The sequence below is a fragment of the Cytobacillus sp. Bac17 genome, from assembly GCF_024519925.1.
Classification (GTDB): Bacteria; Bacillota; Bacilli; order Bacillales; family Cytobacillaceae; genus Cytobacillus; species Cytobacillus pseudoceanisediminis.
Genome location: NZ_JALJRC010000028.1, coordinates 29,600 through 56,477 on the forward strand (window position 1 = coordinate 29,600; position 26,878 = coordinate 56,477).

At 39.3% G+C, this 26,878-nt stretch carries 25 protein-coding genes and 1 other annotated feature; of the genes, 8 read left to right on the forward strand and 17 right to left on the reverse strand.

Annotated elements, in window-relative coordinates:
• Positions 1-3: 3 nt before the first annotated feature.
• Positions 4-1,863, reverse strand: a complete 1,860-nt coding sequence (locus NR125_RS23460; protein ID WP_009331189.1) for a monovalent cation:proton antiporter family protein — start codon at positions 1,861-1,863, stop codon at positions 4-6.
• A 12-nt stretch (positions 1,864-1,875) separates the two neighbouring features.
• On the reverse strand, positions 1,876-3,255 hold the full coding sequence (gene mgtE / locus NR125_RS23465) for a magnesium transporter (RefSeq protein ID WP_071156855.1): 1,380 nt from the start codon (positions 3,253-3,255) through the stop codon (positions 1,876-1,878).
• A 386-nt stretch (positions 3,256-3,641) separates the two neighbouring features.
• Here mgtE and prpE point away from each other — a divergent pair, with 386 nt between their 5' ends.
• The gene (gene prpE / locus NR125_RS23470) at positions 3,642-4,376 is read left to right on the forward strand and encodes a bis(5'-nucleosyl)-tetraphosphatase PrpE (RefSeq protein ID WP_251263760.1); all 735 of its coding nucleotides are present in this window, start codon (positions 3,642-3,644) and stop codon (positions 4,374-4,376) included.
• 26 nt (positions 4,377-4,402) lie between these two features.
• On the opposite strand, the gene NR125_RS23475 is transcribed toward prpE, so the two are convergent.
• The 4 genes from NR125_RS23475 to NR125_RS23490 form a co-directional block, all read right to left on the reverse strand.
• On the reverse strand, positions 4,403-5,287 hold the full coding sequence (locus NR125_RS23475) for an RluA family pseudouridine synthase (protein WP_071156851.1): 885 nt from the start codon (positions 5,285-5,287) through the stop codon (positions 4,403-4,405).
• A gap of 77 nt (positions 5,288-5,364) precedes the next feature.
• Positions 5,365-6,159 (reverse strand): NAD kinase, encoded by a 795-nt coding sequence (locus NR125_RS23480; RefSeq protein ID WP_009331194.1) that lies wholly within the window; start codon positions 6,157-6,159, stop codon positions 5,365-5,367.
• A 25-nt stretch (positions 6,160-6,184) separates the two neighbouring features.
• Entirely contained in the window at positions 6,185-6,823 is a 639-nt protein-coding gene (gene yjbM, locus NR125_RS23485) for a GTP diphosphokinase (RefSeq protein WP_009331195.1), read from the reverse strand.
• 120 nt (positions 6,824-6,943) lie between these two features.
• Positions 6,944-7,309 carry a UPF0738 family protein gene (locus tag NR125_RS23490; protein ID WP_009331196.1) on the reverse strand — a complete coding sequence of 122 codons (366 nt, stop codon included), beginning with the start codon at positions 7,307-7,309 and terminating at the stop codon, positions 6,944-6,946.
• A 223-nt stretch (positions 7,310-7,532) separates the two neighbouring features.
• Between NR125_RS23490 and NR125_RS23495 the strand changes: the two genes are divergently transcribed.
• The 5 genes from NR125_RS23495 (at position 7,533) to NR125_RS23515 (ending at position 11,009) form a co-directional block, all read left to right on the forward strand.
• Positions 7,533-8,123, forward strand: a complete 591-nt coding sequence (locus NR125_RS23495) for a CYTH domain-containing protein (RefSeq protein WP_009331197.1) — start codon at positions 7,533-7,535, stop codon at positions 8,121-8,123.
• A gap of 32 nt (positions 8,124-8,155) precedes the next feature.
• A complete protein-coding gene (locus NR125_RS23500) occupies positions 8,156-8,797 on the forward strand; it encodes a lytic transglycosylase domain-containing protein (RefSeq protein WP_009331198.1) in 642 nt (213 codons plus the stop codon).
• 461 nt (positions 8,798-9,258) lie between these two features.
• Entirely contained in the window at positions 9,259-9,663 is a 405-nt protein-coding gene (locus NR125_RS23505; RefSeq protein ID WP_256816216.1) for a globin domain-containing protein, read from the forward strand.
• Positions 9,660-10,535 (forward strand): ClpXP adapter SpxH family protein, encoded by an 876-nt coding sequence (locus NR125_RS23510; RefSeq protein ID WP_019381492.1) that lies wholly within the window; start codon positions 9,660-9,662, stop codon positions 10,533-10,535. The genes NR125_RS23505 and NR125_RS23510 overlap by 4 nt, the downstream gene beginning before the upstream one ends.
• Before the next feature lie 300 nt (positions 10,536-10,835).
• Positions 10,836-11,009 carry a hypothetical protein gene (locus NR125_RS23515; RefSeq protein ID WP_019381491.1) on the forward strand — a complete coding sequence of 58 codons (174 nt, stop codon included), beginning with the start codon at positions 10,836-10,838 and terminating at the stop codon, positions 11,007-11,009.
• Positions 11,010-11,115: 106 nt separating this feature from the next.
• On the opposite strand, the gene pepF is transcribed toward NR125_RS23515, so the two are convergent.
• From pepF to NR125_RS23540, 5 genes are all read right to left on the reverse strand, one after another.
• Entirely contained in the window at positions 11,116-12,933 is a 1,818-nt protein-coding gene (pepF, locus tag NR125_RS23520) for an oligoendopeptidase F (protein WP_009331201.1), read from the reverse strand.
• Positions 12,934-13,054: 121 nt separating this feature from the next.
• Positions 13,055-14,245 (reverse strand): competence protein CoiA, encoded by a 1,191-nt coding sequence (locus NR125_RS23525; RefSeq protein ID WP_071156845.1) that lies wholly within the window; start codon positions 14,243-14,245, stop codon positions 13,055-13,057.
• Positions 14,246-14,432: 187 nt separating this feature from the next.
• A complete protein-coding gene (mecA, locus tag NR125_RS23530; RefSeq protein ID WP_009331203.1) occupies positions 14,433-15,095 on the reverse strand; it encodes an adaptor protein MecA in 663 nt (220 codons plus the stop codon).
• Positions 15,096-15,510: 415 nt separating this feature from the next.
• Entirely contained in the window at positions 15,511-15,906 is a 396-nt protein-coding gene (spxA, locus tag NR125_RS23535; protein WP_009331204.1) for a transcriptional regulator SpxA, read from the reverse strand.
• A gap of 474 nt (positions 15,907-16,380) precedes the next feature.
• Complete coding sequence (locus NR125_RS23540) at positions 16,381-16,956, reverse strand: GNAT family N-acetyltransferase (protein ID WP_009331205.1); 576 nt, start codon at positions 16,954-16,956, stop codon at positions 16,381-16,383.
• A 248-nt stretch (positions 16,957-17,204) separates the two neighbouring features.
• Here NR125_RS23540 and NR125_RS23545 point away from each other — a divergent pair, with 248 nt between their 5' ends.
• On the forward strand, positions 17,205-17,393 hold the full coding sequence (locus NR125_RS23545) for a hypothetical protein (protein ID WP_009331206.1): 189 nt from the start codon (positions 17,205-17,207) through the stop codon (positions 17,391-17,393).
• Positions 17,394-17,508: 115 nt separating this feature from the next.
• Here the strand turns inward: NR125_RS23545 and NR125_RS23550 are convergent, their stop codons facing one another.
• The 6 genes from NR125_RS23550 to NR125_RS23575 all read right to left on the reverse strand — a co-directional run bounded on the left by NR125_RS23550 (position 17,509) and on the right by NR125_RS23575 (position 24,726).
• The gene (locus NR125_RS23550) at positions 17,509-18,714 is read right to left on the reverse strand and encodes a putative glycoside hydrolase (protein WP_217027893.1); all 1,206 of its coding nucleotides are present in this window, start codon (positions 18,712-18,714) and stop codon (positions 17,509-17,511) included.
• Between the two features lie 400 nt (positions 18,715-19,114).
• Complete coding sequence (locus tag NR125_RS23555) at positions 19,115-20,050, reverse strand: ABC transporter ATP-binding protein (RefSeq protein ID WP_009331208.1); 936 nt, start codon at positions 20,048-20,050, stop codon at positions 19,115-19,117.
• 1 nt (position 20,051) lies between these two features.
• Positions 20,052-21,119 carry an ABC transporter ATP-binding protein gene (locus tag NR125_RS23560; RefSeq protein ID WP_009331209.1) on the reverse strand — a complete coding sequence of 356 codons (1,068 nt, stop codon included), beginning with the start codon at positions 21,117-21,119 and terminating at the stop codon, positions 20,052-20,054.
• A 12-nt stretch (positions 21,120-21,131) separates the two neighbouring features.
• The gene (locus tag NR125_RS23565) at positions 21,132-22,049 is read right to left on the reverse strand and encodes an ABC transporter permease (RefSeq protein ID WP_026041682.1); all 918 of its coding nucleotides are present in this window, start codon (positions 22,047-22,049) and stop codon (positions 21,132-21,134) included.
• Entirely contained in the window at positions 22,049-22,984 is a 936-nt protein-coding gene (locus tag NR125_RS23570) for an ABC transporter permease (protein WP_009331211.1), read from the reverse strand. Before NR125_RS23570 ends, NR125_RS23565 begins: the two co-directional genes overlap by 1 nt.
• A gap of 95 nt (positions 22,985-23,079) precedes the next feature.
• Positions 23,080-24,726 carry a peptide ABC transporter substrate-binding protein gene (locus tag NR125_RS23575; protein WP_071156841.1) on the reverse strand — a complete coding sequence of 549 codons (1,647 nt, stop codon included), beginning with the start codon at positions 24,724-24,726 and terminating at the stop codon, positions 23,080-23,082.
• Positions 24,727-25,340: 614 nt separating this feature from the next.
• Positions 25,341-25,560 (forward strand) — a binding site (T-box leader).
• Positions 25,561-25,670: 110 nt separating this feature from the next.
• Here NR125_RS23575 and trpS point away from each other — a divergent pair.
• The gene (gene trpS, locus NR125_RS23580; RefSeq protein WP_256816217.1) at positions 25,671-26,660 is read left to right on the forward strand and encodes a tryptophan--tRNA ligase; all 990 of its coding nucleotides are present in this window, start codon (positions 25,671-25,673) and stop codon (positions 26,658-26,660) included.
• The last annotated feature ends 218 nt before the right edge of the window (positions 26,661-26,878 follow it).

The window sequence follows — 26,878 nt, forward strand, 5'->3', positions numbered from 1 at the left end:
GCCCTAACACCATTCACAAAATTCAAGTTCCCTTTTTAATTCATCAACGTACTCCTTAGATCCCGTAACAATCAGGCGGTCATTAACATGCAGTTCAGTATCCCCGTGCGGAACAATAGAATCCTTTCCTCTAAATATACGTACGAATATTACATCCCCTGTAAACGGGAATCGCCGAAGCATCATGCCTTCAAACTGCTCATTCTTTAATCGGATCTCGTATAAAGCTGTTTCCTGGTTCGTTAAAATGTTTACCACACTCGGTGATTCGATTAAAGCACGAAGCAGCGCCTTAGACGAAAGAATGGTTGAAAACAGCTCAATATCATGTTCCCGTAATGTTTCTTCCATATCAGGGCTTTCCATCCGGCAAATGACACGATCCACTCCTTTTTCTTTAAAAGCAATAGATAATGTGGCATTTGTCTCTTCATCCCCTGTCGAGATTACTACAATATCTGACTCAACTGCTTCTGTACCTTCAAAATTTTCAATATCAAATTCATCAATTTCAATGATATCAAACAAAGAATCAGCTATCTGCTTTTCCGCCTTTTCCTGCTTTTTATGATACAAAGCTGGTTCGTAAAGGGATGATTTAAGTTCATTATAGATCGGCATCGTCATTTGATTAGCACCAATGAACGATACTTTTAGCTTTTTCTCTTCGGCCGCTTCCATAGGGAATAGCTTTTTAAAGACTACAGGAGTAAATATACTCGTTATGACAGCGACTAAAATCAAGGTTCCGCTCATTTCGGCGGTAATGACATCCATTCTTTCACCAATAGTTGCTGCAGCAATAACAAGGGAAAGAGTTGACGTTAATAAAAACCCTGAAGCAATAACAGTTTTAATGTCATACCATCTTTTTAAAATATAGATTGGTAAAAGTTTTGAAAGCAGCAGTGCAATCAGCAGCAACGGAATAAGCATTAGCAATTTAGGATCTCCAAACAATGTCCATACGTCGAGATCCACCCCTACCATCACAAAGAAAATAGGGATGAGGAATCCATATCCAAAGGAATCCAGTTTATGGATCATTTCCTGATTTGGCGCCAGCAATGATACGAGCACTCCGGCCAGGAAAGCACCTAATATATTCTCTGCCCCAACTGTTTCTGATAACGCCACCAGGAAAATGATCAGTGCAAATACTGCTCTTGTTCCAATCTGAACAGTCCCAGTAGACATCGCTTCAAGAAAATTAAGGTTTTTGAACCTTCTGCCTAGGAAATACAGCAATACTCCTACGCCAAATAGGACGAGAAGCAGCCAGGTATTCCCTCCGCCTGTGTCATTTAAAGAAACAAACACAGCCAGAAGAATCATCGTAGCCAAATCAGCAATAACGGCAATCAGCAGAATGATTTGGCCTATGCCTGTTTTCATTAAATGGGCTTCCTTAAGTGTTGGAACCACTACTCCCAGAGAAATGGTCGAAATAATTAATGTCATTAAAAAGGCATTATCAATGAATCCTGCCCAGACAAATAAATACGATAGACCTAATGAAACCAAAAATATTCCTATAAATACAATAGAAGACACAGCAAAAGAGTTTGGCTCAAGCTTCCCGCTTGGGAGCTTTACTCTCTTCTTTGCCGAAGAGAAAGCTGTAAAGTCAATTTCCAGACCGCTCAAGAACATTAGAAATATAAATCCAAGAGTCGAAAGAGTTTCCAGCCACATATCCTCATGCACGATATCAAAGCCGCTTTTACCGATAATCAAACCTATAAGAATCTCTGCCACCACTACAGGGATGAAATTAATTTTCAGCCGGTGCAGCAAAATGGGCGTGATAAAAGCAGCCAATATCACAATGACCAGCGAAGCTACCGATGCTCCATGTTCCATAACATAACCCCCTTAACCTGTTAAGTAGCTCATAAATAATGTCGCCATTCCAAAATAAATTAAAATACTGATTAGATCATTAATAGTTGTAATAAATGGACCTGAGGCTACAGCCGGGTCAATTTTCATCCTGTGCATTAGCAATGGGATCAGCGCACCGGCAAGGGTGGCGACTATCAACGTAAACAAAATTGAAACGCCAACTAAAACACCAAGAAAGAAATTTCCTTTCCAGAAGTAAACAATGAAAGTTACAAGAACGCCGCAAATTCCGCCATTAATTAACCCAGTCCCGGCTTCCCTTATCACCAGTTTCCACTTATTTTCTTTCTCCAGGTCACCTGTAGCAATACCCCGGACAGCAACAGCCAATGCCTGAGTCCCTGTATTTCCTGCCATCCCTGCAATAAGAGGAATGAAAACAGCCAGAATGGCAACCTTATCCAGGGTATCCTCAAATCTTCCGATAAGGCTTGCAGTTAACATACCCAAAAACAGCAGGATGATAAGCCAGGGGAGCCGTTTACGTGCTGCAGAAACTGGATTCCTGTCAATATGATCCATATCCGATACAGCAGCCAATTTGGAATAATCATCAGATGCTTCTTCTTCCATGACATCCATGACATCATCAACTGTAATAATACCCAGCAAATGGTTTTGAAAATCCACAACCGGTACGGCGAGGAAGTTATAGTCCTTAATTTTTCTTGCGACTTCTTCCTGATCTTCACCAACTGATACGGAAACTACCCTGTCATTTGTAATTTCCGAAATCATTGTATCATCATCACTTACTATTAAATCCCTTAATGAAATAACGCCAATAAGTTTTTTTTCGTCATTTACAACGTACACATAATAAATGGTTTCCGCTCTTGGCGCTTCATTTTTCAGGATATACATAGCTGAACGAACCGTCTGATTGGCTGACAGTGAGACAAATTCCGTCGTCATGATACTTCCTGCTGTATATTCTTCGTAATGAAGCAAATCCTTAATTTCTTTTGCCGATTCATCATCCATAATTGTCAAATAGCTGACAACCTGGTCTTTATCCAGTTCATTTAAAACATCAACGGCATCATCGGCATACATTTCTGAAAGCATATCCGCCGCATAGTGGGGGTTCATCTCAGCAAGGACATCTTTATAATCTTCTTCCTCAATCTCCAGATTTTCAAATAGAGCTGCCATTTCTTCCGGAGAGAGATAAAGATAAATTTTCGCCCGGATTTCCTCATCCAGATCTTTAAAAAATGAAGCCTGATCATAAGGGTGCATATCAAGAAATTCTTTCCTGAAGATATCAATTTCTTCATTTTGTAAAGATTGGATTAAAAGACTGGTATTGATGTGGGAATCTGCCCTTTCCACTGTGTGATCTTCCATAGAGATTACCTCCTCTCATACAATGAAATCATCCTTTTGAAATTCATTCGCAGCACAGGAACCTGAGATAAATGGGAACAATTTCATTCTTGCTGTGGAACTGATATTGCCAGCGGTATTTTTGTTAAACACGAACCACGAGCTTCTTGCCCGTTAAAAAACGTCACAGGAAAACGTACTTCACTATACTAGCAAATCTTTGTTTTTTTGTCGTCTCTGAACATTCATAACTTCAAATGAACGGTTATGTACTTTTCATAATTTTAATTTTCCCATTCCTTAAACTTAAAACCGTTAAAGCTTTCTCTGCAGGCTGAAAATAAACGTCATGATAAATATTATGAAAATTGATATCATAACAGTAGAACTATTAAAGGAGCCTATATATGAGACTTGATATTATTGGTGATATTCACGGCTGCTTTGCTGAATTTAAAGAACTGACTTTGAAAATGGGCTATAGTTGGAAGAGGGGATTTCCTGTCCACCCTAGTAATAGAAAACTCGCCTTTGTTGGAGACTTAACAGACAGAGGACCAGAATCTCTGGCAGTCGTCGAATCAGTATATAACCTTGCCGCAAATGACCTGGCGTACTATGTCCCGGGCAATCATTGCAATAAACTATACCGCTACTTTCTAGGGAATAAAGTTCAAATTACACATGGCCTGGAAACCACAGCAGCTGAATACGAGCAGCTGGACCCGCAATCACAGATGGAAATTAAACGTAAATTTATGAAATTATATGAAAGCGCACCGCTATACCATGTACTTGACAACAATAAACTGGTAATCGCCCATGCTGGAATTAAGGAAAGCTACATTGGGAAGCATTCATCCAAAGTTAAAACCTTTGTTCTTTACGGAGATATAACTGGAGAAAAAAATCCTGACGGGACCCCCGTGAGACGGGATTGGGCTAAACAGTATGAGGGTAAGCCAGCGGTCGTCTATGGGCATACTCCTGTAAAGGAAGTCAGGAAAATCAATAACACCTATAATATTGATACAGGTGCTGTTTTTGGAAATAAATTAACCGCAATTAGATATCCGGAAATGGAATTAATGTCTGTCCAATCAGGCATGCCTTATGCAGAAGAGAAGTTTAGGAAGATTTAATCCAAAAAGCCGGCAAATGCCGGCTTTTACAATAGACAATTCATATCTTCTGGGAGCTCCTGTTCAAACATGAGGGTTCTGTGCAGAAAGGGATGATAGAAGGAAAGGCTGCAGCAGTGCAGTGCCTGCCTCCTGATTAACTGTCTTGTGCCTCCATACAATTCATCACCTGCAAGAGGATAACCAAGCCATGCCAAATGGACTCTGATCTGATGAGTTCTGCCAGTTTCAAGCTTTAATTTTACATGTGTAAATTCTTTGCGCCGGCTGATTACCTGATAATGAGTACATGCATATTGTCCTGCCTCACTAACTTCCCGCTCAATAATACTGTCTTTTTTTCTCGCAATCGGCTGTTCTATAGTACCCGCATCCCGGCTGATTGTCCCTTCTGCAAAGGCTTCATACGTCCGCTGGATTTTACGGAAGCGCTGCTGCTGGCTAAACAAATGATGCACGTGCCTGTGTTTCGCAATTAAAACCAAGCCAGAAGTATCTCGATCGAGTCGAGTCACGATATGCGCAGCAGACTTTAAGTCTATTCGCTGATAGTATCCAATCAGCCGATTAGCCAAACTTCCCGAAGGATGTTCTCTGGAAGGAATGGTACTCACACCTGCCGGTTTATTTACTATAAGAAGATAAGCATCTTCGTAAAGAATATCAAGGGGCAAGTCTTCCCCCTTCATACCTTTACTGGGAACTTCTTCAGGGAAACCAACCTGAAGAATATCTCCTTCCTTTAGCTCATAGCGGACATTGACTTCCTGATTGTTCACTTTAATGAAGCCCCCGGCAAATTTTATGTCAGTGAGTGCAGTTTTAGAAATATCATTTTCTTTTAAAAATCCCCTGATTAACGAGCCCGCCTGCGGGGCAGTAATTTTCCATTGTAATTCAAAACGCGCCATGAGCTATAGGCTCCTGTTCTGTTAGAAGTAACGGGCTTATTAAAATAAGCGATTCTAAATACTGCAGGGTTTCTTTTTCAATCAGCAACAAAGGAATCGTGTACCCTTTTCCAGAATGGGAATGGCCTGAACCTGGCAAAACGGATTTTTTCATCCGCCACTCTGAATTGTATTGATTTTACATCTTTATGAAGAAGAGTCAAATGATCAATAGTAATTTGAAAATCCGGCTCGTTCACAGGCTTCAGCATGCATGTATGGTGTGCCGGCAGTACGAGCGGAGAGCCCACTGTACGGAATACCTTGTTATTAATGGAAGCCATTTCAGCAAGCTGGATGGCAGGCAAGGAAGGATGCAGAATGGCACCCCCCAGCGCCTTATTATAAGCTGTACTCCCTGATGGAGTAGAAACACAAAGACCATCTCCCCGGAACCGTTCAAAATGCTGGCCGCGTATTTCCACATCCATTACTAATGTACCTTCCACCGCTTTGACTGTCGATTCATTCAATGCAAGATAACGGGTTTCTTTGCCTCCATGCTGGTAGCGGATAATCACTTCCAGGAGCGGATATTCAATCACCTGATACGGGGTTTTGGCAATTGCAATGACAAGCTTTTCGATTTCCTCCGGAACCCAGTCTGCATAAAACCCGAGATGCCCTGTATGTATACCCACAAACGCGGTCTTGTCCAGACGGCTGCTGTATCGGTGAAAGGCATAAAGCAAGGTGCCATCCCCGCCTACCGATATGACTATATCAGGCTCTTCTTCATCATATGTAAGCTCGAAGTCCAATAAATAGGTTCTCATTTTGTGCATGAGTGTATTAGATTTTGAATCTCCTTTTGAGGTAATGGCAAATTTCATCTTATCCAAGCTCCTCTTTTATACGTTAGTTTTCTCCCTTTTGCTGTTTTTCCTTTTTCCTTGTAAAGAATGCCTGGGCATCCTGAATCTCACCGCGAATGAGTGACATTTCTTCATCAAGCCTGAAAGCAGCCTCTGCCGCTCTCTGGAGCCTCATCTGGATATCTTCAGGGAATTGGCCCTTATACTTATAATTTAAGGAATGTTCAACCGTGGCCCAGAAATTCATGGCAAGCGTTCTAATTTGAATCTCTGCCAGGATTTTCTTCTCTCCTTTTATTGTCTGAACAGGATATCGGATCACGACATGGTAAGAGCGGTAACCGCTTGCTTTTTTATGAGATATGTAATCTCTTTCTTCAACTATTTCAAAATCATTTCTTTGTCTTAATAGTTCAACCACTCTCTTAATATCATCTACAAATTGGCACATCATTCTAACACCGGCAATATCCTGCATTTCAGATTCCAATTTGTCGAGAGGAATGCCTTTTTGGTTTGCCTTATCAAGAATGCTTGCAATAGGCTTTACCCTCCCAGTAACAAATTCAATCGGGGAATGAGTAGAATCCATTTCAAATTGGCTTCTCATGCCTTTTAGCTTTATTTTTAATTCTTCGACGGCCTGTTTATATGGCGCCAAAAATAAATCCCAATGCTTCACCTGCAACACCACCAAATATCCGAAGTTAGAAAAGCGCAAGCGCCTCGTTCACCCCCGACTTCGAGAGGGGGCAACACAGCCTATCTCTTTATCCAAGTTTTTCGTTATTGAAACATTTAATTAAAATAAGTTCTCTACTTTTTCTACCATTTCATTTCCATAATTGCTGTTCCCACGGATATTTTCTACTAAATCTCCTAATTCCTCATGAAAGCCTGCCAGTTCAATGCGAGCATGATTACGATCTGAAGCAAATACACGCATCTGGCCATCCAGTGCCTTTTTTAGTTCCGGCCAGACTATTTCCGGAAGCGATATATATGTATAATCATCATTTTGTTCTGCTATGTAAATAAATGAAAGGTTGTCGGAATCAGCCAATATTTGCTGCATGGCAGTTAAGCCTGAGACTGTTCCAGCTTCTATCCCCAAAATTAATTCATTTTCAATCCATTCTGCATTTACAACTGTAAGTTTCTGTTTCATTTTTCTACCTCCATTGTCACTACCTATTCTATCGCAGATTTTATGGACAGTAAAACCCCTGATTCAATTTTCACTGCCCACAGTCCTGCACCCCGAAAGTTCAGTTAAACATGCAAACTCCCCTGATGACTTTATCACAATAATAAAAAAAACTTCAAAGATTGAAGTCCATGCTGATTAAGGAGATAATACAGGAAATTACTTATAGCTGAGGTGTAGTGGCTTGTCTAACAAAAATATTGAAATTGAATTTAAAAACATGGTCAACAGAGAAGAATTTTCCTCATTAATAGATTTTTTTAATATAAGAAGCGAGGATTTTTCCGAACAGGAGAATCATTACTTCGATACACCGGATTTTTTATTGAAGGCTAAAGGAAGTGCCTTAAGGATTAGGGAGAAAAACGGCTCATTTGAATTGACTCTTAAACAGCCTCACCCTGAAGGGCTATTGGAAACCAATGAGAATCTTACTGAGTCCGAAGCTGCAGAGATGATCCGGACTGGGAAAATCCCGGCTGAGCTGATAATAAGATCCATAAAAGAGCTGGGCATAGAGACAGATAAACTTCAATACTTTGGCACTCTCGCAACAAAACGTGCCGAAAAGGAATACATGAAAGGATTGGCTGTTCTTGATCACAGCCGATATTTAAATAAGGAAGATTTTGAGTTAGAATATGAAGTGGATAACAGGAATGAAGGTGAATTGACATTTCTTAATTTGCTCAAACAGCTTAACATTCCTGTCAGGAAGACCGAAAATAAAATTAAGAGGTTTTATAACGAAAAATACAGACAGCAAAAGGATTAACAGAAGTACACCTTTTGCCAAGGAGCAATACAATGAACGTAAATCAGTTAAAAATATTAATGGAGCTGCAGGCACTGCAAGGTTTTAATAGTTCTACGCAAACGAATACTTCAAACCCTCTGTTTCAAGAGCTATTGGCCGGGTTAGTTACGGAAAGTCCCGGTTCATCACATCAAGTCACAGGAGGACTAGGAGCAATTGCGTCTCTGGAACCTTATATTAGTTCTTTACAAACAGATACCCTTGCAGCTGCAGCTCTTCCACCCCTTAAACTAACCAAATTTGCCGAAACTTCCAAAAGTGATTTTGATGATTTGATTCAAAAAGCCTCAGATTTGTTTAATGTACCTGTTAACCTGATTAAGTCAGTCATTAAACAGGAATCAAATTTTAATCCGAATGCAGTCAGTCATGCAGGTGCTTCCGGGCTTATGCAGCTGATGCCCGATACAGCCAAGGGGCTTGGCGTTGAAAATATCTTCGACCCTGAAGAGAACATTTTTGCCGGAGTCAAATATTTACGGCAAATGATGGACAGGTATGGTGAAAATGTTGAACTTGCACTGGCTGCCTATAATGCCGGACCTGGAAATGTAGATAAATACGGGGGAGTCCCCCCTTTTAGAGAAACACTGAATTACATAAAGAAAGTGACCTCTTCCTTTATGGCTTAAGGCTAATTTCCGCCGCCCGAATTTACCGGGCGGCTTTTTCATATCCTTTTCTGTGAATGTTTCGGATTGACGGCATGTGCTTAATCCATACTATAAGAAAAGCGCAAGCGCCTTGCCCATGAAGGAACGCAGACTAAGAACGCCACGTTCTACCAAAAGCTACTGCTTTCAGTCATACGATTATCGCTGCCACAGCTTACCTGTCCTGTGGCAACGTCTGCATGACCCCCATCCTGGGTGCCTCACCTCGAGGTGGCAGGCTGATTGCTCCAGACAGTTATCTGCTTAAGAATTTAACATTTTCTTTTTAAAAAAAGAATCAAAGAGCGGGCGAAAGGGCTCAGTAAGCTATTTGTTTGAGATATAAATCCCTCATTGATAGAATATAAAGAGATCACATCACTCAATATTAAATAGGAAGTTTTTTTCAAACGAATTAACTCATAAAAGGAGTTTTAAATATGGCCGAGAAAATGCACACTCCCTTCGACGCTATTGGTGAGGAAAAGCTTCACCAGCTAATTGACGCTTTTTACCGGCGCGTAGGACAACATCCTGATCTCGTTCCTATTTTTCCAGATGACCTGACAGAGACAGCCAGAATACAAAAGCAGTTTATGACCCAGTATTTAGGGGGACCTCCTTTATATACTTCAGAACACGGACATCCGATGCTTCGTGCTCGGCACATGCCTTTTCCCATAACGGAAACACGGGCAAAGGCCTGGCTTTCATGCATGAATGAAGCAATGGACGAAATTAGGCTGGATGGGCACTTGAGGGAAGACTTTTTTGCAAGGCTTGTGCTCACAGCCCAGCATATGATCAATACACCTGAAAACGGCGTGAAAGGTGAAAGCTCGTGAATAAGCCAGAATCGAATGCAAACAAGCTTACATCTCCACATTGCCACGGCAGTGAAAAAAAGCCAATAGAAGTCTATATGTTTGTTGATCCCCTTTGCCCAGAATGCTGGGCTTTGGAGCCAATTTTAAAAAAGCTCCTGATTGAATATGGCCGCTATTTTTCCATAAAGCACGTATTAAGCGGCAGGCTGGCAACGTTAAATATGGGTAAAAGGCAAAACTACGAAAACATTGCTGATTTGTGGGAGAAAACAGCAAGCCGCTCTGGAATGTCCTGTGACGGGAACGTCTGGTTCGAAAATCCGATTTCTTCTCCCCACTTGGCTTCAGTTGCCATTAAAGCCGCTGAATTGCAAGGGAGAAAAGCAGGCATCAGATTTTTACGCAAGCTTCAGGAGGTCTTATTTCTTGAAAAGCAGAATGTGTCTAATTTTGAAGTATTAAAGGATTGTGCTAAGGAAGTCGGCCTGGATGTCGTAGAATTTGTTTCTGATATTCATTCAGATAGTGCAGCAAAGGCTTTCCAATGTGATTTAAAAATCACTTCTGAAATGGATGTTCAAGAAATACCCACTCTTGTCTTTTTTAATGAAAATATAGAAGATGAAGGCATCAAAGTCACCGGTTATTATCCCTATGAAATTTATGAACAGATTTTGGAGGAAATGCTTCCTGCTAAACCTGAGCGTGCTGCTTTGCCGCCACTGGAATATTTCTTAAAATACTTTAAGCTAGTGGCCAGCAAGGAAATCTCCGTTGTATATAATATGTCAGACAGCGAAGTGAACAGGGAAATGAAAAAGCTTCAGCTAAAGCAAATAGCTGAATATGTACCTGCAAAATACGGTAATTTCTGGAGATATTCAGGGTAATGTAAAGCTGTGCAAAATGCACAGCTTTATTTTTTTCAATGAAAAAACCATGCATTTCATACGCACGGCTTTTTCGGGTTTTATACGAACAAAGGGGATGGGAGAAATTTTTCACGTCACAAACAAAAGGGGTAAATGTTTGTATGTGATTAACTTCACATCTGTAATATATCATGAGGTAACAGAAAATGACAATAAGTTTGTGCCTTATTTCACAATATTGTCAAAATCAAGTCATGACTGTCTGGACAACCGCATAAAATAATAGGGATGAAATCTTGCCAAGGAGGAGAATGCAATATGAAAAAACTGCCTGTATTATTAATGCTGATGCTCATCTTGCTCTCCTTTATTTTAAATATTTTCGGATTGATGAAGCTTATCCCCATTTTCATCACTTCACCTATTCTTTTTATTTCTCTCCTGATTCTATTTTTATATTTGAATGACCGAAGGCGATTTAAGGGATTTTGAACAATACTTAAAAGGTGCCAGACAAACGCCTGGCACCTTTTTATGAACTGCTTCTTAGCACGCAGCCTGCCCCTCGAGGTGCCTGGGGCAAGGCACTTTCGCTTATCTAAGAAAGCAAGCTTTCCATTTCGTTAAGCTTTTCCTCAAATACTTTGCAGGCATCTTCAATCGGCTTGCTGCTCGTCATATCAACACCAGCTTTCTTAAGCACCTCTATTGGATAATCTGAGCTGCCGGATTTCAGGAATTCAATGTATCTGTCAACTGCAGGCTGACCTTCCTGAAGAATTTGCTTGCTTAATGCAGTTGCCGCACTGAAGCCTGTTGCATACTGATAAACATAATAATTATAGTAGAAATGCGGGATTCTGGACCATTCCAGGCCGATTTCTTCATCAATAACGATGTCTTCTTCCCCAAAATACTTCTTATTGAGCTCATAATATTCTTTTGTCAATGAATCTGCGGTTAAAGCTTCATTGTTTTGCGCCTTTTTATGGATGAGATGTTCAAACTCTGCAAACATTGTCTGGCGGAAAACAGTTCCCCTAAAGCCTTCAAGATAATGATTCAGAAGATACAAACGCTTCTTATCATCATCTATTGTTTTGAGCAGATAATCATTTAAGAGGGCTTCATTACATGTGGATGCAACCTCTGCAACAAAAATTGAATAATTTCCATATGGATATGGCTGATATTTTCTTGTGTAATAGCTGTGAACAGAATGCCCAAACTCGTGAGCAAGTGTAAATAGATTGTTTACATTGTCCTGCCAGTTCATCAGTATATATGGATTTGTGCCATATGTTCCCGATGAATAAGCACCGCTTCTTTTGCCCTTATTCTCATGAACATCTACCCAGCGATTTTCAAAGCCCTCTTTTAGAATATTTAAGTAGTCCCCACCAAGCGGCTTTAGTCCTTTTAAGATTAGATCTTTTGCTTCTTTGTATGGGATTTCCATTTTTACTTCCTTCACCAAAGGAGTGTAAAGATCATACATATGAAGCTCCTCGACCCCAAGAACCTTTTTACGGAGTTTGACATATCGGTGAAGTAAGTGCAGGTTATCGTTAATGGTATTGACTAAATTTTCATAAACACTTTCAGGAATATTGTTCGCAGCAAGAGCAGCATGTCTTGCAGATTCATAATTGCGGATCTTTGCATTGAAATTATCCTTTTTAATATTTCCGCTTAGAGTGCTTGCGAAAGTATTGCGGAACTTCCCATAAGTCTCATATACCGCTTTGAATGCATCATGACGGACACGCTGCTCATCACTTTCGAGAAAACGGATGAATCTTCCATGAGTAATTTCAACATCTTCGCCATTTTCATCCTTAATGGACGGAAACTCCAAATCAGCATTATTCAGCATGCCAAATGTATTGCTTGAAGCCCCAAGCACCTCGGAAGCCTGGGCAAGGAGGGATTCCTGCTCAGCAGATAATACATGAGGCCTTTGGAGATTAATTTCCTCAAGGGAGTGCTTATATAATTGCAGCTCCGTTTTTTCCTCTAAAAAACCTGCAATCTTCGCTTCATCCTCAGCAAGCAATTCAGGAACAATATACGCGAGAACACTTGCAGCTTCTGAATATAAATTTTTAATTTTGTCATCCATGCTCTGATAAAATGAGTTTGTTGTATCCTGGTCATAACGCATATGGGCATATGTATAAAGCTTCCCAAGGCGCGAGAGTATATGATCCTGAAACTGCAGCGCTTCATATAATGTTTCAGCACTTTCCCCAAGCCTGCCTTGATACTTGCCTGCATTAGGGATTAGCTTTTGCACTTCATTATATTCCTTGTCCCAATCTTCATCAGAAGGAAAAATATCCTCCAAACGCCAGGTATCTTCTGGTGAAATCTCATTCCTTGCCGGCAGTTTCTTCACAGTAGTCTCATTAGCCATTCATTCATCCTCCATTCAAAAGTCCCATTACACTATCTTCTCTTTCAAGAAACAAATTCCTTCTTTTCAAATAGCGAATGTGCAAATCTTAGATTATTTTATGTTAAATAGATCATTTTCATTAATTGACCTGCAAAGTGCTTTGCGTGATACTCCTATAAAAATCCTCCTCTCTTTGGAGAAGACAGAAGCAATTATCAGGCTCTCCACATGACGCAGTTCTTTTATATAGACCGTTTCCTGTCTGTTTAACAATGTTGAGGTTAATAAGGATATCCAGATATTCTTTAACTGCCAAGACTTCGGATCCGGTTTGAATGAGTGGAATAGACCTGACCCTAATATCATTATTCTTTACCCTATTGCGAAAGGCTGCAACCATCCGATCATGAGAAAAAGGTCTTTCTTTGCCGATGACATCCATGTACAAGTATGTTTGCCACTGTATGGGCGGCGTCTCTATAAAAGGAGAATGACGGACAGGAAGGCCGATTTCAGGTGGGAGTGAAGCAGGAGCAATTGAGCGGGAGTATAAATCCTGAAGAAAGATATTTTTATAAGCACTGCTGCTTTGAGCCAGGAAATTCTTTACTTTTCGAATTTCCTTTTTCCATTCACTTATGTTAAATTCATTTTTAAAATACGGATCAAATAAAAAATCTGGATCAGTATGGAAGATTGTTTTCACATCGTAATGCGCATAGGCATTTCTGACAGTTAGGGGATGGATTTGGCTGACATTGATAAAGGACTTTGTATTGGGGCAAAATGAAGGGATTACCCATTTGCCAGAAGGGGTTTGCCGAAGAAAAAAGTACTGGAAGCCAGATAAAGAAATTTTTGTTTTCCCAATGCGCTTAATATTTTTTCCTGCAAGTATCCATATTGGAACTATACCTGACTGAAAATATGCTTCTGACCGTTTTTTAAATAACTCCTCTGAGATGATTGAACATTGATATTCAAGAGCATAATTTACACCTTCATAATGGACACCTATATCTGGCCGCTGGCAAATGTCCGGATAGTATGGCTCCAGAATTGGATCTAACCCTTTTTTCTTTAGCCATTGAAACAAAAGCAGCTTTCCAGAAATATGGTATTCAGACTCCCTTTCATAGCTTTCTGGACATTCAGAACCCTTTTTGTGGCTAAAATGCGGGATTCTCTTATTACCGATCTTCATAATTACTTCCTCTTTGCATTCTGGGCAAAAAAAAGTGTGCTTTTCCCTATACTGTTGTAAATCCGGGATACTCTGTGAACCTAAAAGACTTATTTGAATCCCTTTCTCTGTTGCAGCAACTAACAAATGATCATCTCCTTTCTATGCTAAATGTTCTTTATTAAATTGCTAAATTCCTTTATAACACTGAAATTCTTTTTGAGATTTTTTGTGCAGCCAAATGCCTATGTTCATCGCTGCAATAAAACAGTGTCAGACACGAACGCTTAAACAAATTAAAGCCGATTTCAAAAATGAAATCGGCTTTGCTTTACTATTTAAAGTGTTTTCTAAGATTTTCAAAAACATCATTTTCTATAATCAATTTACCGTACTCCATTACACGGTGAATAGTTGTGCTCGTTTCGTGCCCGTACTCCAGAAGAATGCTTAGCATATTATCTATGTCATCCTCTTCAAAAAGCTCTTCAGGGAACTCTGCGAATAAATAATACTTCCCCTCAAAGGAATATAACTTTGTAGTAATGGAATCAAGAATTGACCGCTTTGATAATGAAATAACGTCTTCAAAATCTTTAAATGATAATAAGAACTCAAGATCGCCTTCATATCCAGGCTCATCTTCATCGGATTTACGGAAATGATGATCGAGCATTTCCTCAATATGTTCATCCACAGGCAAATCTTTCACTTTTTCATCCGGGACAGGAAGTTCAAACTTCTGACCATCCTTTGAAAGCTGGGCCTTTGTTACAAGAACCTCCAGACCCTTATCCAATGCCTGAACCTGAATCCATAAAGGTCCTTCAACAAGAAATTCTTCCTCCTGATGGACTTCATCCATCATTTCCCAAAAGAGTTCCTCACTCCGCTCACGATTGTACCAAATCTCTTCACGGTCAAAGCCTCTTTCTTCTATATCAAGATAAGAAATATAAAATTTAACTGTATGATCATTAATACGTTCGATTTCCATGCAGCAACTCTCCCTTCTGGCTATGATTGAAGGGACTAAATACCCCCAGCAGTCATGTGTTATCCATTTACCCGTAAACCAATTGGTTAATCCCCGATTTAATTGAAGGTAAACTGTATTTTGTACCTTGTACTTTTATTTTATGACAAATTGAGCATAAAGGGAATTAAAAAGTCGTATGTTTAGAAAAACCGTTAAATGCCTATATTGTCGCAAGGTTTCATTCTTATCTAATCTGACTGTAACTATATATTCTCTTATTATATCCATTTTCCTTGTTCTTTTTCACATAACAGACAAAAAGACCTTCTTCTGTTAACAGAAAGAAGGCCTCTTAATTATAAGTATAATTGAGTGAGTTTGTTCATTAACAATCTGGTCTTGAGCTAATGTTCAGTTTTAAATCAAACCAGTTTTAGTTAACCATGCGCTGTGCTTCTCGCAACTGGTAGGTCCGAACTTTTCTTGGAAGGAAACGTCTTATTTCGTCTTCATTATATCCAACCTGCAAACGTTTTTCATCAAGAATGATCGGACGGCGAAGCAGCCCAGGGTTTTCCTTGATCAACTCAAATAAGTCTTGGAGAGGCATTGATTCAAGGTTTACATCAAGCTTTTGAAATGTCTTTGAGCGAGTAGAAATAATTTCATCGGTTCCATCTTCAGTCATGCGCAGAATTTCTTTAATTTCATCAATTGATAGCGGTTCTGAAAAGATATTTCTTTCTTTATAGGCAATCTCATGTTCTTCTAACCATGACTTAGCTTTCCTGCAAGATGTACAACTTGGTGAAGTGTATAATGTGACCATTTTACAAATTCACACTCCTTAAATTAGACATATATGAAACAATCTGAGATTTATATTTGTTTAATCAAATATTTCTAGAGTCTTCTAGATTAAAATTACTTTAATCAAGGAATTTATATTATTTATTATACACCAAACAATATCTATTTGGTATAACTTTTTATAAATATGATAAAAGTATTAAACATTTATTAAACAAATGGATTAAGAATTAGAATCTACTTAATAAGACGAATGAACAAGCAAAAAGTTTCATTTTTTTATATTATTTTTGCTATAATTTCTTCCATAAAGTTTCTTAAGCATTTAGCTCAAGGGAATTTTATGTATTAAATTCTTTTATTTATACTAAATTATTCTATATTTACCCATATGAATTTTGATTAAACCTAAAATAGATAATATTATTTTCTCAATTAATAAATGAAAATGAAAACACAGCCATTTACAAAAATGGCTGTGTTTTCCCAATTCTTAAAGATCCTCCAATACATCCGTCCCATTTTTATTTTCCTCAAAGGTCAGGACCTCTTCTACAGGCTGATAGGACTTCCCATAGAAATGTGCATCTCTGTATGTGTGTATCATTTCATATGTTTTCTTCATGGCTTCATAAATCATTTCTTCACTTTCATTCTCAGGAGACCAATATAGAATTTCCATTGAATTGATTTCATTGGTTGCAAGAGACCGGCGGCTGTATCCAATTGATTGCGCATGCTCAAACCCTTCCCTTTTATAGAACCGAAGGCGCTTTTCTGTATCCGTGTCTTCATAATCAACCGGCTCAACTTCCAAAATGATCGGCTTGCCTTTATCCTTCAGCTTTTGAAGTAATTTATGGCCAAGTCCCTGTCCTCTGGATTCCTTCGAAACAAACAGATAATCAATAAACACAAAGTTATCCAGTTCCACATACATAAGAACATGGTATGGACCTTCGTCTTTATGATAAATGTCTGACCGTTCCTTTAATAAGGTTTCCATGTGTTCTCTGGATTTCATTTCTTCAATAGGGAAATATTGATTCAGTTTTTCATACCAATGCATGGATCTTCTCCTTTTTTTGCTCACAAACGATAAACCGTTAATAGAGCATGAATATTTATTCCAGCATGATAAGCTCCCAGCTTTCTTTTCCACTCACTTCTAAGTTTAAGCCTTATATACTATTTCCAATCAGATAAAGTATTTGTGGAATTACCCCTTTTAATACTGGAAAATTTCGAATAAAATAAGATTAGGGATGTTTATACACTAATCACAGGAAACTGTGAAAAGAAAGATGGAGGTTTATCATGGTTGGTTACATAACTGATTTAACAATTGTTGCGCTGCTCATAATTGGATTTACTGCCTTATTAGGTGTACTAACTAATGGTATTGGAGAAAAGGTATTTGGCGGTAAAAATAAATCCGAATTCGTGGATCAATCTGCAAGGGTGCAGACTGGATGGAAAAGCGTAGGCGGAAAGAAAAAGCGGTAACCTATGCCTCTATACTATGATACCGTATTCAAGAATGGTGTCAAATGATATGTAACTTAATTAATTGATAAACAAAGCCAGAAGGAGGCCAAAAAAATCGGCCTCTTTCTGGCTTTTATGGTGTATAATCCACTTTTGGTGTATACGAATTACCCGCATTCCATAAAAGGAATTCATTAATTCCCTGTTCGTTCAGTGCCTTTATTTGAGCTTCAACCTCGGCCCTTCCATACTTCTTATAATTTCCGGCTCCTAAATATGAAGCAGTAAAATCCTGCAGCCACGGTCTTGAAACAGGTGGACTATCCAACTCTTCCAACTTCCTATTCTCAAGTTTTGCATATTCAGAAACCAGCTTATAAGGTTCCAGATCTGGTTTGGCAATTCCGAAATAGGAAGTCCAGTGGCTTGGATAAATCATAGAAGAAATTACGTCTACATGTTCTGAGATTTTAGAAAAATTCTGACCAATTCCCGGAGCTTCAGGAAGGGTAGCCGTGTAACCAAAAATATCAACTGATACCTTTACTCCATATGGCTCAAGCTGCTTCCTTGCATACTCAACAAAGTCTGTAACCGCGCTTACACGCTTTTGAACATTTTCAATCTTAAGATCTTCATATTCACCCATACTGTATTTCAAAGAGCTGTCGCGGTGTTCAAAGCCTTCAGGAAACCGGACATAATCAAATTGAATTTCCTGAAATCCCATTTTTGCAGCTTCAATTGCAATTCCCACATTGTAATCCCAAACTTCTTTTAAAAATGGATTTACAAATGATTCACCTCTGCCATTCTTCCATACTGTATTTCCTTCTTTATAAGACCATTCCGGCTTTTTATTTGCAAGGACAGAATCTTTGAAAACAACTACCCGGGCAATCGGATAAATTTGCTTCTCTTCCATGACTTTCATGATTTTTTTTGTATCCTTTATGTAAGGTTTTCCAATCTCTTTATATGGTGAACTGTCTTCAGGAATATAAGTAAGATTTCCCCAATCATCCTTAATATCGATTACCATCGCATTCAAATCGGTATCTTCCATCAATTTCACCAAGGTATTAAACTTTGTGCCGCCTGCAGAATGTCCGGTGACATATATCCCCCTAACAGCATCAGGATATTGAAAATGATAGCCGGAATCAAATTGGAATCGGCTTATTTTTTCTGGCAATGCCTTTACAAGCGAAACATGTTCCCTTTGCGGGTTTCGGCCTGGTTCCTGGTGTTCCTGTTCTTTTGCCTCCCCCGGCTGGGCAGAAATGAATAGACCTGATACTAACATTAAGGCAGCAGCTAAATGTACTGGCTTTTTCAAATGTGTGATGCCCCCTTTATTTAAGTTCTGCTTGTTGTTACCCATTATAAAATTATTTCAATGAATTAAGAACTATCTATATACTAAATTATCTTAATAACTGTTCTTTAAACCAATAATATTTAAAAAATATTAAAATACAGTATAGTTAAATGAATTGACGGAAAAATATAAATAATCGAAAATTCTAATAGTAATATTCTAGAAAATGTTGTATTATATACTAAAGCTTACGTTAGCGAATAAACGTGTTAAAGAGATATTTCCAATATCTACATATATGACTGAGCCATTTACATCTTGGTAACTCCTTTTTACTAAAAAAAAGGATTAACATAAGTTTAGCAAACACTGACTTTTCCAGGATGTAAAAAACGATCTCAGTTGAGATCGTTTTTTGTTATTTGGCATATTGAGCTTTTAATTCGTTATACTCTTTTTCAGAACAGTAAACAAAATGTCCCGGAGTAATTTCACGCATTTCCAGCTTTTCATTGTCAGCATAATTGTGAACTGCTGTATCATATGATTTTCTTCTGCGGGAACGTTCCGTTTCCGGATCAGGAAGCGGAATAGCTGACAGCAGTGATTGAGTGTAAGGGTGCATCGGGTTTTTATATAAATCTTCTGCTGGCGCAAGCTCTACCAGTTTACCGAAATACATTACACCAATACGATCACTGATGTACTTAACCATCGATAAGTCATGAGCGATAAACAAGTATGTCAATCCTTTTTCACGCTGCAGTTTTTTCATAAGGTTTACTACCTGAGCCTGGATAGAAACGTCCAATGCAGAAATTGGCTCATCGGCAATAATGAAATCAGGGTCAACCGCAAGCGCGCGGGCAATCCCGATACGCTGTCTCTGTCCGCCAGAGAATTCATGAGGGTAACGGTTAGCATGCTCTTTGTTCAGACCAACTGTTTCCAAAAGCTCATAAACCCGCTCCATACGTTCCTTTTTGCTCTTTGCCAAACCGTGAATATCGATGCCTTCAGCAATAATATCGGCAACAGTCATACGCGGATTTAAGGAAGCATAAGGATCCTGGAAAATCATTTGCATTTTCCGGTTAAACTTTTTTAGTTCTTTTGCAGACTTTTTACCATGAACATCTTCACCTTCAAAAAGAACTTGACCGTCTGTTGCATCGTATAACCTGATAATGGTTCGACCAGTAGTTGATTTACCGCAGCCAGACTCACCTACAAGTCCAAGGGTCTCTCCCTTATAAATATCAAAAGTAATTCCATCAACTGCTTTCACCATATTGGGACGGCCTACATTAAAATGCTGTTTTAAATTTTTAATTTCAAGCAATTTTTCTGCCATATTATTTTCCCTCCTTCACTAATACAGGCTTTTCAAATGTGGAGGATAATTGGCGCATACGTCTTTTTACTGCTTCCGGCGGCTCAACCTGTGGAGCATCCGGGTGAAGAAGCCAGGTTTTTGCAAAATGTGTTTCTGAAATCTGGAACATCGGCGGCTCTTCTTCAAAGTCAATTGCAAGTGCATATTGATTTCTGGCGGCAAATGCGTCTCCCTTTGGTGGATTTGTCAGATCCGGAGGAGTTCCAGGTATCGCAGCTAATTCAGCTTTATCATCATTTTCTAAGCTTGGCATTGATGCCAGCAATCCCCATGTATAAGGATGACGAGGGTCATAGAAAATTTCATCCACAGTGCCCATTTCAACAATCTGGCCAGCATACATTACAGCTACACGGTCCGCAACATTTGCAACAACACCCAGGTCGTGCGTGATAAAGATAATGGATGTATCCATTTTATTTTGAAGATCTTTCATAAGCTCCAGGATTTGCGCCTGAATAGTAACGTCAAGAGCTGTTGTCGGCTCATCAGCGATAAGCAGCTTTGGATTGGCTGCAAGAGCAATCGCAATCATTGCACGCTGTCTCATACCGCCGGAGAATTCATGAGGATATTGATTAACTCTTTTCTCAGGCATCGGAATACCAACAAGTCTCAGTAATTCAATTGCTCTGTTTTTGCCATCAGTCTTCGTCATATTTTGATGTTTAATCAGCACTTCCATTATCTGATTTCCAACTCTCATCGTTGGATTCAATGACGTCATCGGATCCTGGAAAATCATACTGATTTCCTTGCCGCGGATTTTTTCCATTTGTTTTTCTGTTTTTGGTACGATGTCTTCACCATTTAACAGGATTTGCCCGCCTGAAATTCGGCCTGGCGGCATAGGTATTAACTTCATAATAGACTGGGAAGTAACACTTTTGCCTGAACCTGATTCACCAACAATCGCAAGCGTCTCTCCCTTATGAAGGTCAAAGCTGACTCCCCGGACTGCTTTTACTGTACCTCCATATGTTTGGAATGAGACTTCTAAATTTTTTACTTCAAGTAATTTTTCCATGTTCTCACTCCTTTATTTACGCATTCTTGGATCTAGTGCATCACGCAGGCCATCGCCAACTACGTTAAAAGCAAAAATCGTTAAACAGATAAACGTAGCAGGGAAGAATAAGCGCCATGGGTAGTAACGCATAGCCGGCAATCCATCATTGGCCATTGTTCCCCAGCTCGCTATAGGCGGTGTTAAACCAAGTCCAATAAAGCTTAAGAATGCTTCAGTAAAAATAGCAGAAGGGATCGTTAGCGTCATTGTGACTAGTATAGGTCCCATTGAATTTGGAATTAAGTGTTTGCCCATAATTCTGCTTGTATTTGCACCAAGTGTTTTGGCTGCCAGTACATATTCCTGATTTTTAAGAGATAACACCTGACCGCGTACAATACGGGACATATTGATCCATCCTGTAATAGACATTGCAATGATCATAGTAGACAATCCCTGTCCAAGCACAACCATTAACAAGATTACTAATAATAAGTACGGTACACCATATAAAATATCGGCAAAGCGCATCATACCCTCGTCTGTGCGTCCGCCCTTATAACCGGCAATACCGCCCCAAAGCACACCAATAATTAAATCAATTACAGCTGCAGCAACTCCAATGAAGATGGAAATTCGTGCACCTTCCCATGTACGGGCAAATACATCACGGCCAAGATCATCTGTACCAAACCAATGTTCAGAAGAAGGCGGCTGGTTCTTGTTGCTCAGATCATTTGATGCATAATCATATGGAGTCATATATGGTCCAAAGATTGCCATGAAGATTAGCAGTCCTAATAATACTAATCCAAACAGGGCAAGCTTGTTTTTTCGAAATCGAATAAATACATCTTTCCAGAAAGAAAGACTGGGTTTTGAAATTTTTTCAGCTTCACCAAGCTGTGTTCCGACTAATTTGAACTTATCTTTCGAAATCTGCATAATTACTCTCCTTTCTTCCCGCCAGCAAGTTTGATGCGTGGGTCGATGATTCCGTATGCAATGTCAACAAGGAGAATAGATACAAGCAACAGAATACTGTAGAAAACTGTTACACCCATAATTACCGTATAGTCACGATTGTTGATACTTGTTACAAAGTGTGCACCAAGTCCAGGAATACCGAAGATTCTTTCAATAACGAAACTTCCAGTTAAAATACCTGCCGTTAATGGTCCCATATAAGTTACAACAGGCAATAGTGCATTACGGATCGTATGTTTTACTGTAATTACTCCCCTGCTTAAACCTTTTGATTTAGCAGTCTTAATATAATCATTCGCCAGAACTTCAAGCATGCTGGAACGAGTTAACCGGGCTATAAATGCCATCGGTGTGGAAGCCAGTGCAACGGCTGGAAGAACGCTGTGCATAAATGATTCCCATCGTGCTACAGGGAAAATACCCATTTTTATTGCCAGGAAATATTGCAGGAATGATGCCATGATAAAGGAAGGAACAGAGATACCTAATACAGCAACAATCATCGCTGTGTAATCCGGCCATCTATTGTGTTTTAATGCCGCAATGATTCCTAATAGAACTCCTACTGCAACGGCGATAAAAATGGCTTCCATTCCGAGAAGAAATGAAACAGGGAAACCTTCATTAATCAGGTCGTTTACAGTTTGGCTTTTATATTTAAATGATGGTCCAAAATCCCAGTTGACAATTCGAACGAGATACTCCCAATACTGTGCATACCATGGCTTGTCCAGCCCAAAGTGGGCATTCAGGTTTGCTTCAATTTCGGGAGGAAGTTTTTTCTCAGATGCAAAAGGGTTTCCGGGTGCAATGCGCATGAAGAAAAACGTTGCTGTAACAATCATCCAAAGAGACAGAAGCATGTACACCAAGCGTTTTCCAATATATTTCGCCATTGTCAAACACCTCCAATTTATTACAATGCCTTAATCAGAAACGAAGGTATATGGGATTGAGCATCCCATATACCTTTCGTAAAGTTTAGCTATGTTTATTCGAAGTATGCCCACTTATATTGGACATCACCTAGACCGGATACTGCAACATCTTTAAGGTTCTCAGCCTGTACCCAGTTGTTAGTATAGAAATAGATTGGAGCTACTGGCATATCTTCCATGAAGATTGCTTCAGCATCCTTCAATAACTGCTGGCGAGCTTCAGGGTCAGTTTCTGTTGCAGATTTAGCAAGCAGATCCTGGAACTCTTTGCTTTCCCATCCAGTATTGTTGTTACCGCCATCAGCGTCACGGTACATTTCTAAGAAGTTGATTGCATCGTTAAAGTCACCCAACCAGCCCATACGCGCTACCTGGTAATCCATTTGGTTTACATTATCAAGGAATACATTCCACTCAGCGTTATCAAGTGTTACTTCTACGCCAAGGTTCTGCTTCCACATATCCTGGATTGCCTGAGCAATCTTTTGGTGTGCCTCTGAAGTATTGTAAGAAAGAGTTACTGCTGGTAGTTCAGAAGCATCTTTCAATCCAAGCTCTTCAAGACCTTTTTGTAAATATTCTTTAGCTTTTTCTACATCGTTATCAGGGAAATAACCCTTTTCGTTTTCTTCAAACATTGAAGGTGGAACAATTGCCATTGCAGGAAGCTGTTCACCCTGAAGGATGTTATCAATAAGCTCCTGACGGTTGAGAGCATGTGCAAAAGCCTTACGGATATTGACATTATTAAATGGTTCTACAGTTGTATTAAACTTGTAATTGTAAATACCTGCGATTGGCTGAGTAACTAAGCGGCCTTCGTCTTTAAGAGCCTGCATAGCGTCAGTTGGAAGGGCACCTGTTGGAGCTCCAGCCCAATCTAGTTCACCGTTGTCAAACATTGATAATTCAGTATTAGGATCATTGATCATGATCATTTCAATGCTGTCCAGCTTAACTGTTTCAGCATCCCAGTATGTTTCGCTCTTTTCAAGAACGATCTTGTCACTGTGAGCCCATTCAACTAAATGGAAAGGACCGTTAGTAGTGAAATTTTCACCAGCGTCAGTTGCCCAATCTGGGTTGGCTTCAGCAATCTTGCTGTTGACTGGCAGATAAGTATAGAAAGCTGTTAATTCTTCAAAATATGGCGTTGGATTTACTAATTTAACTTCTAGTGTTTTCTCATCGATAGCTTTAACACCAACTGCATCCTTTTCACCTTTGCCCGTGTTGAATGCTTCAGCGCCTTCAAGGTAGTAAAGCTGGTATGCATAAGTTGAGTTGTTGGCAGGATCTAATGCCCATTTCCAAGCATATTCAAAGTCTTGAGCGATTACAGGATCGCCATTTGACCATTTCGCATCGCGAATTGTGAATGTATAAGTTTTTCCGTCTTCAGAAACTTTAATGTCTTCTGCCATTGCTTTTTCAGGCTTACCATCTTGATTGATGCGAGTAAGACCTTCTAACACGTTACGAAGTACAGTTCCAGAAGTCGAATCTTCTGCAAGTCCTGGATTTAATGATGGTGGTTCAGTGTTGATGTTTACTCTTAACTCCTGCGGTACATCAGACTTTCCGCCGTCGTCTCCGCCTTTTTCGCCGCCGTTAGCATTGTCTCCGCCGCCGTTACATGCAGCAAGGAACATGCTTAGCACAAGCAGCATGCTAAAAAAGATCGATAATCTTTTGTTCACGGTATAACCCCCTATTAAATTTCCTCAAACAATATCCTTACGCTTGCCTTTCACAAAAAACACAACTGTGCGCCCCAGATATATTGCTCAAATAGTCTGTTAATTCAATTTAAAAAATTTGCAGACTATTTAGAAGGCAACAAAAAAAGCAAGTTTATATTCTCTTAAAGATAGATTATCCTTATATTCTGGTAATTCAGATTAAAAGGAGTAATCTATAAGATGTAAGCTATAAACTTACTCATTATGCACCATACTCTCGCTATCTGGAGTGATATAGTTTTGTTGTAAATGTAACAAAAACGTAAAGATTATGTTTGTTACGTTTATTATAAATAGTTTAAAAACTTATTGCAAGTGGCTTTTTGTACATGCAATCCAATCGAGTATGACATTTTTCGTCAAAAAGTCTTATAAATTAAGAATTTTTGAGATTTAAAAAAATTTTTCTTTTTAAGATTTTTTGCTATTTTAATAGGAATCATCACCCATATATTGTCAAATGCAGCCTTGAAATAGAGGCTATCGCTTACTTTTATTTTTCCCTTTATTAACTTGATTTTTGTATCCGGATAGTTTAACTTATTATATAATACAAATAAAAATTAATTATCTAGTCGGCAATGAAAAAAGAGTAGTACATTTACTGAGGGTTTAACAGAGAGTCTGTGGCAGGTGCAAACAGGCAGCCCGGTAAATCGAATGGACTTTTGAGCTTCTGAATTTTCCAGGCGCTTCCCTGCGTTATCGGGGACCTATGCATTATTCTGCATAGGGCAGAGTGACTCAGTATTTGAGTAATTAGGGTGGCAACGCGGACCATTCGTCCCTATTTTATAGGGATGAATGGTTCTTTTTTATGCTTTTTTATGCTTATAGCACAAAAATTTCCCTTCACCGCCTGTCAATTCATGATCTTTTAAGCCGATTAAAGGAGGAAAAACATGAAAACTATATTTTCCGGCATCCAGCCCAGCGGTACAATTACCCTTGGGAATTACATCGGTGCCATGAAACAATTTGTTGAACTGCAGAATGACTACAATTGCTATTTTTGCATTGTTGACCAGCACGCAATAACAGTACCCCAGGACAGACTGGAATTAAGAAAAAACATCCGAAGCCTTGCTGCACTATATTTGGCTGTTGGGATTGATCCTGAGAAATCCACCCTATTCATTCAGTCGGAAGTTCCGGCCCATGCTCAGGCAGGATGGATGATGCAATGTGTTTCTTACATCGGTGAGCTCGAACGCATGACCCAATTCAAAGACAAATCAGAAGGTAAAGATGCCGTATCTGCAGGACTGCTGACCTATCCCCCTTTGATGGCTGCCGATATCCTTCTATACAATACTGACTTGGTTCCGGTTGGAGAGGATCAAAAGCAGCACCTGGAATTAACTCGCGATCTTGCAGAAAGATTCAATAAGAAATACAACGATATCTTCACCATTCCTGATGTAAGAATCGCCAAAGCAGGCGCTAGGGTTATGTCTCTTCAGGATCCATTAAAGAAAATGAGCAAGTCTGATCCCAATAAAAAGTCATTTATATCATTATTAGATGATCCAAAACAAATTGAAAAGAAAATAAAAAGTGCTGTAACAGATTCTGAAGGCATTGTTAAGTATGATAAGGAAAACAAACCTGGAGTATCCAATCTCCTTTCCATTTACTCAATTCTTACAGGGAAAACTGTTACGGAAATCGAAAAAGAATACGAAGGCAAAGGATATGGAGATTTTAAAGCCGGCCTGACAGATGTTGTTGTTGGAGCAATTAAGCCAATTCAGGATAAATATTATGCGCTAATGGAATCGGAAGAACTTGATCTTGTACTTGATCAGGGAGCTGAAAAAGCGAATAAGGCTGCATACAAAATGATTAAAAAAATGGAAAGTGCCATGGGACTCGGCCGTAAGAGAAAATAAAAAACAGCCTTTTGGCTGTTTCAGTTTGTAGACAAATAGAGTTCGGAATAGTCTCATTCCGAACTCTTTTTTTGATTTTTTGTAGGACTTCAAGTAATTACAGAGAATTGCAGACCTCTCCGAGGTTATCATTTAGGCCATTTCTGGACCTTGCCAAGTCCAGTTGGCCATTTTCTTCAAATTCATGGCAGCGAAAGTAAGCATCGCCTGCATCGACA